The sequence below is a fragment of the Arcticibacter tournemirensis genome (genome assembly GCF_006716645.1).
GTDB classification, from domain to species: domain Bacteria; phylum Bacteroidota; class Bacteroidia; order Sphingobacteriales; family Sphingobacteriaceae; genus Arcticibacter; species Arcticibacter tournemirensis.
This window is the reverse complement of the sequence record NZ_VFPL01000001.1, coordinates 1,570,384-1,588,053: the sequence shown is the minus strand read 5'-3', so window position 1 is coordinate 1,588,053 and position 17,670 is coordinate 1,570,384. Positions and strand designations below refer to the sequence as shown.

Annotated in this window: 14 protein-coding genes; 4 read left to right on the top strand and 10 right to left on the bottom strand. The window is 42.7% G+C overall.

Annotation, left to right across the window (positions count from 1 at the left end; all coding sequences use genetic code 11):
- Nucleotides 1–20: 20 nt before the first annotated feature.
- Both BDE36_RS06880 and BDE36_RS06875 read left to right on the top strand, forming a co-directional pair.
- On the top strand, nucleotides 21–1,979 hold the full coding sequence (locus BDE36_RS06880; RefSeq protein WP_141814275.1) for a glycoside hydrolase family 97 protein: 1,959 nt from the start codon (nucleotides 21–23) through the stop codon (nucleotides 1,977–1,979).
- A gap of 147 nt (nucleotides 1,980–2,126) precedes the next feature.
- Nucleotides 2,127–3,635, top strand: a complete 1,509-nt coding sequence (locus BDE36_RS06875) for an alpha-amylase family protein (protein ID WP_141814274.1) — start codon at nucleotides 2,127–2,129, stop codon at nucleotides 3,633–3,635.
- Nucleotides 3,636–3,767: 132 nt separating this feature from the next.
- On the opposite strand, the gene BDE36_RS06870 is transcribed toward BDE36_RS06875, so the two are convergent.
- The 10 genes from BDE36_RS06870 to BDE36_RS06825 all read right to left on the bottom strand — a co-directional run bounded on the left by BDE36_RS06870 (nucleotide 3,768) and on the right by BDE36_RS06825 (nucleotide 13,947).
- Complete coding sequence (locus BDE36_RS06870) at nucleotides 3,768–4,826, bottom strand: lysylphosphatidylglycerol synthase transmembrane domain-containing protein (RefSeq protein WP_141814273.1); 1,059 nt, start codon at nucleotides 4,824–4,826, stop codon at nucleotides 3,768–3,770.
- A 13-nt stretch (nucleotides 4,827–4,839) separates the two neighbouring features.
- Nucleotides 4,840–6,258, bottom strand: coding sequence for an alkaline phosphatase family protein (locus tag BDE36_RS06865; protein ID WP_161987569.1), 1,419 nt, complete (start codon nucleotides 6,256–6,258; stop codon nucleotides 4,840–4,842).
- 48 nt (nucleotides 6,259–6,306) lie between these two features.
- On the bottom strand, nucleotides 6,307–7,593 hold the full coding sequence (locus BDE36_RS06860) for a hypothetical protein (RefSeq protein ID WP_141814271.1): 1,287 nt from the start codon (nucleotides 7,591–7,593) through the stop codon (nucleotides 6,307–6,309).
- Nucleotides 7,590–8,510 carry a hypothetical protein gene (locus BDE36_RS06855; protein WP_141814270.1) on the bottom strand — a complete coding sequence of 307 codons (921 nt, stop codon included), beginning with the start codon at nucleotides 8,508–8,510 and terminating at the stop codon, nucleotides 7,590–7,592. Before BDE36_RS06855 ends, BDE36_RS06860 begins: the two co-directional genes overlap by 4 nt.
- Complete coding sequence (locus BDE36_RS06850; RefSeq protein WP_141814269.1) at nucleotides 8,488–9,459, bottom strand: FecR family protein; 972 nt, start codon at nucleotides 9,457–9,459, stop codon at nucleotides 8,488–8,490. The genes BDE36_RS06855 and BDE36_RS06850 overlap by 23 nt, the downstream gene beginning before the upstream one ends.
- 2 nt (nucleotides 9,460–9,461) lie before the next feature.
- Nucleotides 9,462–10,049, bottom strand: a complete 588-nt coding sequence (locus BDE36_RS06845) for an RNA polymerase sigma factor (protein WP_161987568.1) — start codon at nucleotides 10,047–10,049, stop codon at nucleotides 9,462–9,464.
- Nucleotides 10,050–10,477: 428 nt separating this feature from the next.
- Nucleotides 10,478–10,714: an acyl carrier protein gene (locus tag BDE36_RS06840; protein ID WP_141814267.1), complete on the bottom strand. Its 237-nt coding sequence runs from the start codon at nucleotides 10,712–10,714 to the stop codon at nucleotides 10,478–10,480.
- 51 nt (nucleotides 10,715–10,765) lie between these two features.
- Nucleotides 10,766–11,305 (bottom strand): TetR/AcrR family transcriptional regulator, encoded by a 540-nt coding sequence (locus tag BDE36_RS06835; protein WP_141814266.1) that lies wholly within the window; start codon nucleotides 11,303–11,305, stop codon nucleotides 10,766–10,768.
- A 125-nt stretch (nucleotides 11,306–11,430) separates the two neighbouring features.
- Complete coding sequence (locus BDE36_RS06830) at nucleotides 11,431–12,336, bottom strand: AraC family transcriptional regulator (protein WP_141814265.1); 906 nt, start codon at nucleotides 12,334–12,336, stop codon at nucleotides 11,431–11,433.
- Nucleotides 12,337–12,483: 147 nt separating this feature from the next.
- Nucleotides 12,484–13,947: a glycoside hydrolase family 130 protein gene (locus tag BDE36_RS06825; protein ID WP_141814264.1), complete on the bottom strand. Its 1,464-nt coding sequence runs from the start codon at nucleotides 13,945–13,947 to the stop codon at nucleotides 12,484–12,486.
- Nucleotides 13,948–14,124: 177 nt separating this feature from the next.
- On the opposite strand from BDE36_RS06825, the gene BDE36_RS06820 reads away from it, so the two are divergent.
- Together BDE36_RS06820 and BDE36_RS06815 are read left to right on the top strand one after the other, a co-directional pair.
- Nucleotides 14,125–16,398 (top strand): glycosyltransferase, encoded by a 2,274-nt coding sequence (locus tag BDE36_RS06820; protein WP_141814263.1) that lies wholly within the window; start codon nucleotides 14,125–14,127, stop codon nucleotides 16,396–16,398.
- 234 nt (nucleotides 16,399–16,632) lie between these two features.
- On the top strand, nucleotides 16,633–17,664 hold the full coding sequence (locus tag BDE36_RS06815; RefSeq protein WP_141814262.1) for an efflux RND transporter periplasmic adaptor subunit: 1,032 nt from the start codon (nucleotides 16,633–16,635) through the stop codon (nucleotides 17,662–17,664).
- Nucleotides 17,665–17,670: the final 6 nt, after the last annotated feature.

The window sequence follows — 17,670 nt, the reverse complement described above, 5'->3', positions numbered from 1 at the left end:
CACACAACTAAGATCAATACATGAAGTTCATCAACAAATTTGCTTTCTGTCTCCTGCTTTTAGCAGCATCCGGGCGCCTTGCAGCGCAAAAGCCAATCGACCTTACGTCGCCAAACGGGCAATTGAAGGTGTCGGTCACACTCGGTGATAAGATATATTACTCCATGGCGGCCAATGGGAAAGAGCTGCTTATAAAAAACCACCTGGGTCTAAGCCTTGCTGACGGGAAGCTTGGCATTAACCCTAAACTGGCGTCATCTAAAAAGACAAAAGGCGAAGAAGTGATCAAACCGTATGTTCCTGTGAAATTCTCAACGGTAAAAAGCGTTTTCAATTCATTGTTGCTGAACTTTAAGGGCAATTTCTCGGTGGAGTTCCGTGCTTATGATGAGGGCATTGCTTACCGCTTTATCACCTCCAAAAAAGGTGATATTGAAGTATTGACGGAGGATTTTAGTATTGGTTTTCCGGAGGACTACGTATTAAACCTGCAGCAGACCGGCGATTTTAAGACATCCTCCGAAGAACCGTATACGCATATCTCGTCAATGAGCTGGAAACCGGAAGAAAAGATGTCAACATTGCCTGTATTGATCGACACGAAAAATAAACACAAGATACTGATCAGCGAATCTGACCTGTCAGACTATCCCGGTCTTTTCCTGAAAGGAACGGGTGAGAATGGCGCCACCGGGACTTTCCCCAAGGCACCCCTGGAGTTCGGTCCGGATGGCGATCGTAGTCAGAAGATCGTTAAAACGGCTGACTACATCGCCAAAACCAATGGTACCCGGAGTTTTCCATGGCGCTATTTTTTGATCACCAGCGATGATAAGCAGATACTGGAGAACACCATGACCCTTAAACTGGCACCCAAAAGTGTCATAAGTAACCCTGGCTGGATAAAACCCGGCCAGGCCAGCTGGGAGTGGTGGAACGATGCAACGCCTTACGGTCCGGATGTGAATTTTGTATCGGGTTATAACCTCGATACTTATAAGTATTATATCGACTTCGCCTCGAAATATGGCGTTAAGTACATCGTAATGGACGAGGGCTGGGCAAAAAGCACCACTGATCCCTACACCCCTAATCCGAAAGTCGACCTTAAAGAACTGATTCGTTATGGTAAAGAAAAAAAAGTTGGGATTATTCTATGGCTTACCTGGCTGACCGTTCACAATAATATGGACGTGTTCAAAACCTTCCACGAGTGGGGCATTAAAGGTGTAAAGATAGACTTCATGGATCGCAGTGACCAATGGATGGTGAAATACTATGAAAATGTAGTGAAGGAGGCCGCAAAGAATGAAATATTTGTTGATTTCCATGGCGCCTTCAAACCGTCGGGACTGGAATATAAATATCCAAACCTGCTAACGTACGAAGGTGTACGCGGTCTGGAAAATATGGGGGGCTGCTCGCCGGATAACAGCACTTATCTGCCTTTTATGCGCAATGCTGTTGGCCCAATGGACTTCACGCCGGGTGCCATGATCAACATGCAACCCAACGTTTACCGCGCCGATCGCCCTAATGCTGCCGCTATCGGCACACGTGTGAACCAGTTGGCCATGTATGTGGTTTTTGAGAGCGGTTTATCCATGCTATGCGACAATCCTACTTTATACTATCGCAATGCCGACTGTACCGAATTTATCGCCAGCGTACCTACTACATGGGATGAGACGAAGGCGCTTATTGCCGATGCCGGGCAGATAGCCGTAGTTGCCAAACGCAAAGACCAAAAGTGGTTCATCGGCGGGATGGTAAACGGCAAAGAGGATACCCGTGAAGTTGAACTGAACTTTGACTTTTTACCCAAAGGCAAGACCTATACCATGACTTATTTTGAGGATGGTATAAATGCGGGGCGCCAGGCAATGGACTACCGCAAGAAGACAAAAGAAGTTAAATCCGGAGATAAGATGACGATTACCATGGTACGAAATGGCGGCTGGGCTGCCAGTTTGGAGTAAGAGCCCCTGGTTTTCAAAAGAAGGCTCACACTTAGATATGGCCGTTACACAACGTTAAATAAATGACCGGATATAACATTTAGCAAATGGTCCGGTCATTTCTTCTTTAGCCAAAAGGCTTATGAGGAACTTAATAAACGATTCTTTATGAACAAGATAATTTACACCGCGATAGCCTGCTCCTTTTTTTTATTTGGATGTAGTTCATCTAAAAAGATCACATCTCTGATACCCGAAAAGCCGTCGCAAGCGCCGGATTACTTCTGTACCTGGAACTTACAGGGGTATGTTACCAGTTTCTCGTCGACAGAAGCGCAGAGAAATGCAATGAATGAAAAGAATATTTTTGGCATGGGTCCGTATGAGCACTGGGCCGGGATGTTCAAGAAAGTTAATCGTGATCTTTATTTTCTCCTGGATGATTCATGGGATGCACCGCTTAACAATGACAAAAGTTACTTCGGAAGCCTGATCGTTGACTCGACCAGGTTTCCCTCTGTTGCCGGAAAAAAGCCGGCACAGCGCTTAAAGATCTTATCAGATAAGGCCAAAAAAGCTGGCTGGAAAGGATTAGGTCTATGGGTATGTGCACAGGAAGCGCCAAAATACAAAACCGGAGATAGCGTTGGGTACTGGACGGAGCGTCTTCAATGGATGGATACAGCCGGTGTAGGATACTGGAAAGTTGACTGGGGCGAAAAAGACAGAAGCCCTGAATGGCGTGGGTTTCTAACTGACCTTGGAAAACAAATTGCCCCGCAGCTAAAAATAGAACATGCACTTATCCCCTCAGTTCTTGGCAAAGCCGAATTATACCGAACCTATGATGTAGAAAATATTATCGCAGTGCCTCATACGATCGCACGCATCGGTAGTGCACTATCACATCTGCCACCAGGAAAAGCCACAAGTATTATCAACTGTGAGGACGAGCCGTACATAGCAGCAGGAACAGGCTGTGCAATCGGTGTTATGAGACACGAATTTAGCGGCAAGCTTCCCAACGGAGTGCAGGATATGGTTTTTCCACCCAGTGGACGTGATCTTAAAAACAGGCGTGACGAAGTGGTTAGAGCGGTGAGATGGCATCGGATAGCTGAGCCATTTGAAATAAACAGGAACGAGGTTTATATCGACACGATGCAATTGCATGACTACTGGGTGATGGAAAAAAACGAAACATGGATGGATCGTAAAGCCGGCGATGTCAATTCCATGTCGGCACCTGCGGTAATTACCCGCGGACTTGAGAAACCCGTTATTACGTTGAAGGATGGCGACACTCTACAACCATACATACTCGCGTCTAAATATCCCAATGGCGCCATAGCAGTTGCAGCGATTGGCAGGACAATAAAAAGGGAATACATTACCCCACGGGCAAACGTTTTGTTAAAGGTAGACAGTCTGAATAAACCACTGGGTGTGTTCGGTCATTTTAACGAGCTAACTTTAGAGCTAAAAACTTCGGCGGGCTTCAAACGAATATTTGCTCAGGATTTAGCCGGGGACAAAGCAATTGATGTAACACAGAGGATCATAATTAAAGAAGATAAGGTGATCATTTCCGGTGCATTGATTGATGAGATAGGCTTGATGGCTGCAACTTCAGGCGATAAATCAGAACCTGGTTTAGTGCTTTTTTTTCAACGTTGAGATACTAATAACGAAATGACGGGATGGAGTAATAGAATAAGAGCAGTTCTTTGTTGGATAAGTGCCAGCTGATGAACATGGAAAAAACTTCCTCTTGAATTAGAATAGGCTATCCCAGAATGTCGGGGTAGCCTATTGATCGTTAAAAGTCTGCTTTTTTAAAAGTGACAGTACTACATATGCTCCGACCAGGGCGGGAAAGAATAGCAGAAAAGATCTTTGCAAAAGCGTAAAAACTGAAATAACGTCGGCTGGCACGATGCTTGAAAAAAGGATAGCGATACTGGCTTCGGCAAAGCCGCTTCCACCGGGACTCGGGGCAAAATAGATCATAAACTGAATCAGGATCTGAACTGCCACAACTTGTGCAAAAGAAGTATGAATACCCAGGCCAAGAAGAATAATATACTGCATGCAATACTTATTAAAATACAAAGCTCCGGTGATAATGAGGCTCATCGGAAAAAGAAAAGGATGGTCATTGAGGAGCTTGCTGCATATTGCCTGGTACTTAGCGATATTCGCAAAAGATTTGTCAGCCCAACTATTCAGCGCCTCGTTCTTCTTCACAAAAACCTTTCCCAGTGTGAAAGCCATCAATTGAATGCCTCTTCCTACCCATACTGGTTTTAAGAAGGCGAGTACGAATGTCAACAAGAAAATGAAGAACACTGTAAATCCATACTTTAGCAGAGCAGGTACCAATCCAGTTTCCAATTGGTCGTTCATGATGAGAATTGCAATAAAGCCGGCGACAGGCATGAAAAGCAATGTAGCGCCCATATTGATCAGGCTTATGATAAAACCATCGAGCACCTTTACGCCATAACGGTTATATACATAAAGTTGAGCTGGCCCTGCACCACTGTGAAAAGGAGTAATTGCCCCCATAAACATGTTCGCCACATTTGCCCTGAAACTCACCCAGTGCGACAACCGGGGGTATAGTTTTCTGACAAAAATATGATTCCGCCAGCTTCCAAGCATCAGGTCGACAAAAACCATACATATACAGGTAAGGATAAATTTAGGTTTGATGTGTTTTATTGCGTTCAACATGCTGCCTGTATTATTGTAAAAGAACACAGCAGCGATAGAGGCGGTCGTCAGCAGGGTCAACCATAGGCATCCTTTAATAATCAGCTTCCTTTGAAATACTTGTTTTATATCCTTTTCCTGGTCGTTTTCCATACGGTATTTAAAATTAGAACAATGATTCACCTTCGCCACTTATCACTTTTCTGCCTGACCATTTTAGGATGGTATTAAAAATATCGGCAGTGCGCGCAGGGTGAGAAGCCCAGCCACGCTGATTGTACAACAAGGGCACCAGCATATGATCCTTGTCGAGGGAGCCGTGCGAACCCCGATGTTCGGGGTATTCCCAGAAATCGCGAAGATCAAAACCACGCTTCGCGCCAACTACCACATCGCCAGCCCGACGGCTTTGAAAAAGCTGAGCGATTTGCACAAGGGCATCCGGATAAGGAGAGTCGAAGGTAGATTCGAGCGCTTCACGATGAGTCTTGGTTATCAGATCATTGCCAAGGCTGAAAGGATCTCCGCTATCCGCATGATAGGAATAGGCTGCCTTACTTTTCCTGATACAGGCTCGGCCGTTGTCGTTTTCGACATAAAAGGAATTTTCCTCCTCGCCGCGGTAAGCGATAAAGTTGACCGCATCTTCCCCGAGCAAAGCCTTCATCCGTTCATCCCCAAAACACTGCTTTAGCTCTTGTTCCCTCAGAACATGTGCACCTTGATGGTTAAGAAGATGAATACTCCCGAACGAGTTGCCGGAGATCATAACGGCAGATTTAGGTGCCCTCTTCCATATCACAGGATAATAGACTGATTTAAGATCGTGCGCCGTCATCCAGTCACCCAGATCGAGGTGACTGTGTGTTGGGGTCAGCCCATGATCAGATGTGAGAACAAAAAGCGTATCCTTCCACCATCCCTTCTTTTCAAGAAATTCCCTTACCTCGCCCAGGCTTTGATCGGCAATTTTATAAGCTTCAACCGTGCGATTATCGCGGTAATGATAATAGTGAGAGTCCCAGTCGACACTTGGAAAAACAGAAAACAGAAAATCAAAGTCATTGCCAGAGCGCAGCATATCCATCATTCTCTGGTGCCCCTGCAAATCTACAGGATGGTGCCTTTTCAGGAAGTGTGCACGGGTATACAACAATTTTTTTCCCTTTTTCCCAAGGTCAAACTCATCCGGCACACTACGTGTGATCATATTGTACAAATTGTAAGCCCGGCCCATAAGTTCAAACAGCGTAGGCTTATCGTCAGGCATATCGGTATTGAACAATGCTGCTTCCGGACCGCAGTAGGAACGCATGGCATATCTGTTAACCCTCGACTTTTTAAATTCTGTCTTGTCGAACCAACGGATCCCGGTAATACCTATCGTACCCGGAAAATGCCCCGTTAAGAATGGCAAGTAAGCAGGCCCGGTTGTGGAGGGAAAACAGCTGGTAGCCGTCCGGTATGTTCCTTCCTCAGCGATCCTCGCAAAGTTAGGTAATAGCCCGCCAGCGACTAAACCGGATAGAATGTCTGGCCGGGCTCCATCAACCAGATAGAACACGACACGTTTTTTTGTTAGCACACAATAGAAACAAATGAGACATCGCCTGCCCTTACAAGAGAAAAAAATTTACTTTATTTTAAGGTTATAAGCAAGCCGGACGGCAAACTGCTTGGTAACGGGATACTTTGCAAAGTCTTCAAACTTAAATGCAAGATCCAAACCATTACGAAAAGCAAAACCCAAGGACGGTGAATACACGAAGGAAGTATTGCCGGGAACCCATGTATTGACTTTGTGTTTTATTTCCTCAGGCGTTTCGGGATCTTCAAAAACTATCCCGTCGCTATTACAAAATCCAATACCCGCTTCACCCGCCACATAAAAAGACCTTCCAAGTAAAGCTCTTACTCCACCTTTTACAGGCACGCCTAAAAAAGTTCGATCAATAAAAGAAATATAATAAACCTTTCCTGGCGTAGAAATGGCAATCCTGGAACTAATATCACCAGAAGCTACTGCGAGCCTCACAACACCTGCAGTAAAGATTGCGTCGATATTTCCCCCTAAGTGTCTAATCAGCCGAACATCTGCTCCCGAAGCAAACCCATACGGATAATCCCAGGCTATACCACCACTGATGCCTACTTCTAAAGACCAGTTAGTGTTCCTATCAGTTAGTGATGATACGGGATGGACGGGCGCCTTAAATGACGAGCGAAGGGCAACTCCTCCCTGCCAGCCGATCCAGTTCCTTTGAGGGTGTGAATTCATTAAAGGAGGCTGGCTTGTATAAATCTCGTCAGGCTCTTTATATACAGGAGCGTGAACTATATTTTTATACCCGCCTGCGGCGTAAGATCCACTATACCTGAAATGATTAAATACAGGCCCGGCAAACACTTCAAGCCTATTGAAAAGCTTCAGGTTAAGAGTCGTTTCAAACCTTACCCAGCGGCCGTCCCAACTACCATCAGCATTTGCGATCATATAGTCAATCCCGGTTAGCAGCGAGAGCTTCCGTAACGGAAAAAACTCCCTCCCTATTCCAAGTCCAAAGGCATACATTTTTTCGGATGGGTTTATGTTTAGACCAGCTTTTATCGCACTGTAGAATCTGGAAGTTCCTGTTTGGAGGGAGAAGTTCGTATTCATCGCATCATTTGCCGCAATGGAGATCCTGTAGTGACCGTTCCTGACAATATTAACTAAGCCGATACTGGCTCCTTCGGAGGTATCGGCCATATTCACCAAACCGATCTGTATCCCCTGCAGCTTTCGTGCATAGTTATGGAGTCCGGCTACCTGAATGCCTCTTACAGGCCCTTCGGTATGATTGATGAATCCGGCTACCTGCACTCCCTTCGCTGTATCAAGTACCATATTATGCACGGCCGATGCCTGAAGCCCTGTCATCCTTCCTCCTGTAAGGTTGAATACCCCCGAAAGCTGAAGGTACCTGGAGTCTCTCTTGTTAACATTAAACAGCCCCCTATTTCAAAGCCATCCACTCCTGCTGTATACCCTCCTGCTATATTCATCGAGAACTTATTAACAATTTGAGAGCTCAGGAGACCATGAGTACTCAAGCCAGGCGCCAGGGATACCTGAAAGGGACTGAAAGCAAAGAAGTTGCGAATATTAAGACTTTGCATCCTTTGACGGGAGGATATAAGAAAGCCCCCAAGCCCTGTCTTCTCAACATTCTTTTGCTCATCTCTGTAAAGACGCTTGTCGCTTTCGGCCCTTGTGCTAACCGGTACGGTTGACAGCATATTAATCGTTGTATCACGATAGTTAAGTTTGGCCAAAGTAAGCTGTATAAGATGCTCGTTCCCTGATCTGAATCGAATCCTGAAGTAACCATGTCTGTCGGTAAGAGTCGACTGCAATAGCCGCCTTTCATAGACGCTTGCATTCATGATACGCTCACCTGTGCGGTCGTCAACTACAAAGCCACTAAACGATCTAAACTGCCGCTCCTCTGTAATATCGGGATTCAAAACAGTAAGGCCCGGCAACCGGCAATAGATCACGACATAATTATTATTCTCTTCAAGACTGAATTTCTCCTTAAAAAGCAGTCGAAGAACTTCTTTCAGGTTCAATTTATCTGCTTCAACACTAACGATACTATCCGGGTTAAAAAGAGTACTCTCGTAGGAAAAAGTGCAATTCGTCTTTTTCTCCAGCGATGTAAGCACTGCTTTGAGTTGCTGTCGGTCTGCATGAATAGTCACTTCTCTTTCCAGCGGTTCCTGGGCCGCTGCAGAGATAGAGAAAGCGGAGATAAAGGAAATTACAATAAATCTATTCAAGAATAATGCTATCATTCTTTCTGGTTACTTTAAGGTTATAGGTTTTAGATAATACGTCAAGTATTTGCTGAAGCGGCTGGTCCTTGAAAACCGTTGTAAGCTGGCGGTCTTTAAGTTGTTTTGAACCGATTACAATTTTGCTATTGTACTTTTTATTGATCACATTGACCACCTTCCACAGCGGTGTTTTATCCGCTTTTATCTCTTTGGAAAAGTAATAATCATAGAGATGATCAGAATTCGGCGACCTTTTCAGCCTCCCGCTGTCCAGGTTAAAAAAAACTTTCTCCGAAGGCCTTAGCAGTATAGATGTGAAGCCCCTGCTTATGCTGACTAATCCTGACTCTACGATTACTTCTATCTCTTTATCATGAGTGCGAACGTTAAAGGATGTGCCAAGTACAGTTATTTTGCATCCGCGATATCTGACGATAAAGGGACGGGAGGTATTGTGCTTCACATTGAAGAATCCTTCTCCCTTAGTAATCGTGACTTCTCTTTGTTTTAAACGCCGGTTATCGGCAAATATCAGCGCAGAATTTTTGTTTAATGTTACGACCGATCCATCTGATAAGGTATCTGCCATAACCTGATTTCCGCTCGCTAATGTAATAGGCCGGTCAGCATAAAAAGAGTACAACACGAACCAGCCAAAAGCGAGAGCTATGGCTGCGGCGGCTGCGAAACTTATTTTCCTTTTCGTCCACCATCTTTTATTCCCGAATAAGCCTTTTGCATCTGCCTGCTTTTCAAATCGTTTCCAGGCCCCATCGATATCTGGAGTTTCTACTCTCAGTATTCTCTGATTCATTTGCCATATGGGAAGAAGATTTTGAAAATACTTCTCGTTGGCAGCGCTGGCACCCCTCCAGGATTCAATTATACGGTTTTCCTCCGGTGCTGTTTCCCCCTGAAAATACTTTGCCAGTAGGGCATCGTCTATATTTCTTAAGTCAACGCTCATTATTATTCAATTAACCAGATTAGTATCATTACTAAAACCAGAAATTCAGCGAGTTTGATCCTCAGCTTCCTGAGTGCCCGCCCCATCTGAGTTTCTACAGTCTTCACTGAAATATTTAGCTTCCCGGCAATTTCCTTATATGTCAATTCCTCCGATCTGCTCAGCTGAAAAACAGTCCTGCATTGCTCGGGAAGCTCATTAAGCGCCTCTATATATTCCCTCTCCAGCTCTTTCTCCTCTAGTCTTCCCGATGGAAGTATGCTTGCAACCGTTTCACCGGCGTTGCGGCGTTCCAGATATTCTCTCTCGAATTTCCTCCTGTTAATATAGTTCATCGACTGATTTCTAACCGAACGTAACAGATAGGCTGCAAGCGAATTTCGGGAGATCGTTATTGTTCCGTTCTTTTCCAGTATTCGCAAAAACACGTTCTGTACGATCTCGTCGGCCGCTTCCGCTTCATTTACTATTGAACAGGAATATCTGAACATCAGCTTATAGTATTTTCTATATACATATTGAAATGCCTGTCTGTCGCCCTTATTAAAGAGTTTTACGATATCTTCTTCTGATGTTATTGGTACTTGCACACGCCTCGTGTAAATTATTATATATAGTAAGACAAACAGAAGCAAAGATACCCTTACAAAGGAAAAACATAAGATGAGCATAAATTTCGCGGATAACCTTTTTCAATACTCTTTGAGATTGAGGCACAATAATGAATAGCTGCAATCCGTCCAGAGTTCGCCGTCGGACATTAGGATATTGTTGACACACCGATCCAGAGGTTTTCATTACCTTTAACCACACTAAACAACATAGGGTGACGGAGGACAAGTAATATGCGGTCAAAAAGATCCCAATAAATGGCATACCTCATTACGCGATAGCCAATAAAAAAGGAATAGTGGTCGACAACGGCTTTCACTGGCTGGAGACCGAAAAATTAAAAGAGAAGCTTTTGCAAATGACAAAGGAATAGCTTGCATTGCGTAAACAAAATAAGCGGCATACCTCAAAAGGAGCTTATTCCTATATCTCTTAAATATTTTTCTATCCGGCGAATAGAAGTAAGCTTTCTGATATCGCTTTCGGGGATAGTTGTATTGAAGACATCCTCGATCTTCACTATAACTTCCATCATTTCCATAGAATCAATTTCTGCTGCTGTGAAATCCCTTGCTTCATCTGCAAAATTCGATTCGGGTAATCCGCTTACCTCGCTTAATATGGTCCTAATTTTATTTTTCATAACGCTTTATTAAGATTGTTTACAGCTATTATAAACCCCGACATCCCTGTTCTATTGATGTCCGTACTCAGCTCGCTCTATAAACTCAACTAAAAAAGAATGCTGTCTTCTCAGTATGGCTGAAATTTCACGTTCCCGACTGCATCCAGCGACGTCATCGAGTCCTTTTATCAGGAGACCTGCTTGCTGGAAGAAAAAACACCTCTCGGTCTTGGCGGAAACCAGTAATGAAGACAAAATCCCCCCAAAAACAACCTGTTCTTTATACTTTGCGGCCTTCACCCATTGAGAAATCAAGACATTAACATTCGTCATTTTGGTGTGACAGATATAGTCATAACGAAAGCAGCTCATGACGAAATTTAATCTTGCCGAGACTATTTCTTTGAATAGCGCCACCGACATATGGTCAAACTTTAACAACCGCGATAGATCATTGTAGTATACAACATGCTCCTTTCTAAAAGCTATGAGCAGAGCGGTTGTTTTATCCGGGAAATAATAATAGAGGGTAGCCACAGACATTCCGGCAGCTTGTGCAATCCCTTTTATGGTGGTTTTGGTATATCCAAAATAGCACACCTGTCCCATAATCGACCTCAATATTATTTCTTTTCTGTCCACAAACAAAAATGCACCTGTTAAGCTTTGAAAAAAGCTTCAAAACGCGGGTTAATTTGTCCGTTTTACGTTTTTTGATATTTCGGGAGATCGTATCAGTTGTTTCGGTCAAACTGGAAAGTACCATTTGCAAAAGCCTTTCTGTAGCTTTTAGGAGATTTAGAGGTGAGCCGCTTAAAGAATTTGCTAAAGAATGCAGGAGAACTAAAGTTAAGATGATTAGATATTTCAGAAACGTTTAATGGCGTATCTTCCAGTAAGCGTTTTGCTTCGATAATATCCAGTTCGTCAATGAATTGGCTTGCTGTTTTTCCCGTAATTTCTTTTGAAGTTTCAGAAAGATATTTTATAGAAACAAAAAGCTTGTCGCTATAAAAAGATAAATTCCTTGCAGTCAGGTGATGTTGCTTTGCGAGCCTGGTGAAATTCATCACAAGCTGTTCCTTGCGGCCGTAAGTCATCATGCCATCCCTGATTCGCGACTTTCCAATTTCGCTCATTTCGTAAATGAAGTCTGTGATACTATTTGCAAGCAGTTCTAGTCCAAAAGAATGATTATTCAACTGCTCGCATCGTTTCCGGATCCTTTTTACCAACTGACTAAATAAGCTACTTTCTCTCCGGCTAAGAGCCCAGGGGAAAAAATCTCGGGATGAAAAGAACTCGATTTGCTCAAGCAAATTTTCCTTTAGCTTCATCCGCGATAAAACATCAGCTGTAAAGCTTACCCCTTCCAGAACACAGTCATGGCTAAAATTTATAATATGCTTGATGCTGTAAGGTACAACAACAAACAACCCATTGGTCGCAACATCAAAATCGTTCAGGTCTATTCTAACGCTCAAATTTCCTGATGTTACATGTATAATGGAAAAAAAATCAGAGCGGAAGCTTTCTGTCGGAAAATCTGCCTGAGTTTTTTTTTCTTCGCTCAGATGAAATTTGAATACAGAGAAATAATCAAGAGCAAAATTTCCAGGAGATGTATTTTTCTGGAACATGGAATGCTTTAAAACTGCTACTTTCTTTTTCAAGACATTACTATATCATAGTACAATAGTGGTGAAAAACATTAAATCATGCAATAGCATATTATTCAGCAGCAGTTTTTTGCTACCAAAGTAAGCTCTCCTCCCCCAACACTACGGTTATCCCTTTTTAAGCCTGCACAGAAGATCAGCAAGGTTTACAGCGGCAAATGACGAGCCATAGTCTGACAAGCCATACGGAATAATTAATTCGTTGTTGTTTATTACAGACCCGCAAGAGTAAACGACGTTGGGCACATACCCTTCTCGCTCGTCGGAATTAGGAATCAACAGAGGCTCTTTTAATCGTCCAATTTCCACTTCCGGCGAATCCAGATCCAATAAAGATGCGCCTATACAATATCGTCTCATCGGACCCACACCATGAGTAATGACAAGCCAGCCTTCTGGTGTCTCTATCGGTGAGCCACAGTTTCCAATTTGATTGAGTTCCCAGGGATATTTTGGAGCCTGAATTTTCACAGGTTCGTTCCATTCATTTATAGTACTAGAGTACATCAGATAGTTGTTCCATCCGTCTATTCGGGAAAGCATTGCATATTTTCCATTTATTTTCCGGGGAAACAAGGCGAGGTTTTTATTAAGCGCCCCGGTACCGTTGAGAGGGCTAACTTTAAAGTCATAAAAATCTGTCGTTTCAAGGAGCTTGGGCATAATTTGAGTTCCGCTATATGCTGTATATGTTGCATAATAGACTACTCCGCCATCGTCATTGATAAATCGTACAAACCGTGCATCTTCTATCCCCTTTTGTTCAAACTCTGAAATAGGAAAAATAACCCGGTCGCTGATATCGGTATCCCTGGAAAAGCTCAATTCGCGGTAACTGTCGGATAAAGCCAGGATCAAGTCATACTGCTGAATTAGCTCGTCATCAGTACCATCCTGCATTTTTGCTTCCAGTATAATGGATTTCAACTCCTCGTATCCGAATTCACTCCCCAAATGTTGCTCAACATTCTCCAGGAAATTTTCATTTATACCGGCCTCCGATGCCTTCGTTAAGAACAATCTCTTGTTGTAAATAGCATTTCTGATAGTTTCGGCTTCACTTACGTAACTTCCTGAGGGGATCACGGAAATTGCATTATCTTTATCAAGTAATGCCCGCCTGAATACGACGGATGATATATGACCTTCTCCTACCGCTCTGAAACTCAAAATCAGACGGAGCTGCCCTTGTTCGAGATTACTCTGATCCGGATCGGGAACGATTGAAGGGTTAAAAAAAGCAGCGGATTCAATAGAGTATTCATTGGTAAAATACGAGCCGATAAGAAGTTTCGTATAATAGTCCAGAGACTTATAATCAATACCGGCACTTACCAGAGAACCTTTCACCTTTTTACAATGATGAAGTAGGATTTTTGTAATATTCCGATGCCTTTTAGAAAACTCCTGCAGTAAAGGGGAGATTAAATCAAAAACCTCGTGTTTTTCTAGTTTTAGAATCTCTTTAATCAGACGTGTTGCTCTTTCTTCTCCATTAAAGAAAAAACGGGCGATTACGCGCTTGGGATCGGGTAGAATTTTAAGTGTAAGTCTTCGAACAGGGAGTAACATAATTATTATTTAAACAAATGCAAAAATAATTTAATTTTACCATTTGACAAATAAAGTCAGTTTATCAAGCATTAAGCTTGCTATGCTTTTCGACATTCTCATCATCCGAAGCATTGGCTGCTGGCAGCTTTAAAGACAGGACATTCTCACTTGTAGATATTACCAGAAAAATTAATTATGATCAACAAAAAACAAAAGAACCTACCGGGAATCATATTCCTCACTTCCTTCCCTCCAAAAGAATGTGGCATAGCTACCTACTCTCAGGATCTGATAAACGCCCTTAACAATAAGTTCAAAAACTCTTTTAACACTTCGGTGTGTGCACTAGAGTCGGGCAAGGAGCATCACGTCTATTCAGCAGAAGTAAGCAAGAGACTGAATACTTTAGATTCAGCCTCATTTTCTTCTATTTCGAGCCAAATCAATAAAGATCCTCATATTCAAATCGTCATGATTCAACATGAGTTTGGTTTTTTCAATACAGATCACGAAACGGACTTTCTCCGTCTTCTTGAAGACATCAATAAACCCAAAATCCTGACTTTCCATACGGTATTGCCAAACCCATTAGAAGGGCATAAGTTGAATGTAAAAAGAATAGCGTCTCTATGTTCATCCATCATAGTGATGACACGCAACGCGGCCAACGTTTTGGCTAGTGATTACGCTATCCCTGTTGAAAAAATCACCATTATTCCGCACGGAATTCATTTGGTTCCTCATAAAAACAAAGAAGCCCTAAAAACAAAGTATGGACTCGGCGGACGTACTATCCTTTCAACTTTTGGATTGATAAACTCAGGAAAAAGCATCGAAACCTCTTTAGAAGCCCTGCCTGCTATAATCAAGGAACATAATAACGTTTTATTTCTCGTAATTGGTAAAACACATCCAACTATCATAAAGCAGGAAGGAGAAAAATACCGGAAAATGCTTGAGAAGAAAGCAAAGGCTTTGAATCTTCTACAACATGTAAAGTTTATAGATATGTATTTACCGCTAAACGACCTGTTGGAATTATTACAACTCACTGATATTTATTTATTTACTTCTAAAGATCCATTTCAGGCAGTAAGCGGCACATTCTCATATGCAATGGGATGCGGATGTCCTATTGTTTCAACTCCAATTCCTCATGCACGCGAAATGCTTAGTGACAGCACAGGCATACTCATTGATTTTCAAAATCCGGAACAACTTGCAGAAGCAGTGATCCGTATTCTTAATGACGAAGATTTAAAAACAACGTTAGGCAGTAACGCACTGAAAAAGATTCAGTCAAGTGCATGGCAGAATGTTGCAATAGCCTACGGTAACTTGTTTAAGAAAATCGATGATAATGTTTCTTTACTATACCGGACGCCAGATATAAAGCTGGATCATATAAAAAACCTCACTACTGATTTTGGGATCATTCAGTTCTGTAAGATCAATAATCCGGATCCTGACTCGGGATACACATTAGACGATAATTCCAGGGCTATGATAGCTCTAATTATGCATTATAAATTGACAAAAGAAAAAAAAGATATTCCTCTCATTTCGGTTTACCTCGACTTTATACGTTTTTGTCAAAAAACAGATGGCGCCTTCTTTAATTATGTAGACATCAATAAAGAATTTTCCTCACAAAATGAGCAGGTAAATCTCGAGGATGCTAACGGAAGGGCCATCTGGGCGTTGGGCTATCTGCTTTCTGAAGGGCGGTCTTTGCCTCAGGTTTTGATTATCGAAGCTGAGAATATCCTCCTAAAGACATTACCGATGCTCACTAAAACCAATTCACCGAGAGCTATTGCGTTTATGGTTAAGGGACTCTATCATTGGAATGTCTATCAGGAATCCATGCAGCTTGTGACCCTGATAAATAGCCTCTCTCAAAAACTAGTTACTATGTACAGAAAGAAAGCGACGCCGGATTGGGAATGGTATGAACATTATTTGACTTATGGGAATAGTGTCTTGCCGGAAGCTCTGTTATGCGCACATCTGGCAACGGGAAACGTTACGTATAAGGACATTGCCAGGAAAACATTCGATTTTCTTCTCGATAAAACTTATGATAGGGCTGGTATCAGAATAATTTCAAATAGAAGCTGGTTAAGCAAGGGAGGAAAGTCGGCTCTGTTTGGAGAACAACCAATTGACGTAGCGTACACGATAATTGCCCTCGACACATTTTTCCGATTTTTTGGAGAAATATTCTTTCTGCAAAAAATGAAAATTGCCTTTAATTGGTTTTTGGGACAAAATCACCTTCATCGTATTGTTTACAATCCCAGTACAGGAGGTTGTTACGACGGGCTGGAAGAATCTAGCGTAAATCTGAACCAGGGTGCAGAATCGACGGTTACTTACTTAATTGCCCGTCTAACCTGGGAAAAATACAAAACGCACCAGACTAGTTTGATACCATCTTCATCCCGGGACCATATAGAACCATACTAAAGCAGGTTATCTTGACTTTATAATACCGGATCTGACTAATTGCAAGCAGTGTATAGTTTTCCATCTCAATGTCGTGCAAATATCTAAAAGACGTGAAAGAGGAAAGTTTTGCCGTGTTCCGACACTTTCAGAGACATTCAATACCTCTAATTTTGAGCCGAATTAAAATCTGTTGATAATGCTTGAGATGGATTAAAAATTATATACACTTCCTTAATTTGATTAGTTAAAAAAATGAAAATCAATTCGATACTTACCCCATTTATACTGGTTATTATATCATCCCTTACTTCCTGCGGCAGCAGCGGTCAAACCGAACAGCATTCTTCTGAAATAAAAGTTTCCGTTAAAAAAATAGAGCAGGGTGAGCAGTTTCAGGAATTGAAATACCCGGGAACGATAGAGCCTGACAACACTGCCCAGATTGGCTTTGCTGTTGCGGGAGTTGTAAACAACGTGGTGGTGCAGGAAGGACAACATGTTAAGAAGGGGCAGCTACTGGCTTCTATAGATGCTACCGAGTACAGCAATGCATTGCTCATTGCTAAAGCAAGCCTTGAACAGGCTGAAGATATGTACCAGCGTCTTACCGGTCTTTATAAAAAGGGAAGCTTGCCCGAAAAAGATTATATCGACATCAAAACAAAAGTTGCACAGGCAAGGGCCAACAAAAGCATTAATGAGAAACACATCAGAGATAGCAAGTTGTATTCTCCGATGACGGGGATCATAAGTAATAAGATGGTGGAAACAGGGAGCTCTGCTGCGCTAGGATTGCCGGCTTTCAGGATCGTAAAAACAGACGAGGTGTACGTAAAGGTGTCGGTTCCCGAGAGCGAAGTTGGCGCTATCAGCGACGGCATGAAAGCCTCTGTTTTTATAGCAACCCTGAATACAACTGTTAACGGAAAAGTAAACATCATCAATCCAGAGGCTGACAATGTTTCAAGGACATATACCGTCAAGATAAAACTAGGCAATCGCGACGGAAGGCTTCTTCCAGGTATGCTTGCGGATGCCAGAATCAGCACAGGGAAACAGGTAAAGATGATCGCCGTACCCTCATCGTCGATTGTAAGAGACGCCGACAATATTACGTATCTGTTCATAGCTGGAAACAACAGAAAGGCTACCAAAAGAAGAGTAACAGTAGGCGATGCTTTAGGTTATAGCGAAGTTGCTATTACCAGCGGGCTTGCCGAAGGTGATCAAATAATCGTGGCAGGGCAAACCCGGCTAAAAGACGGAGCTGCTATTTCCTTTTAGCCGCCC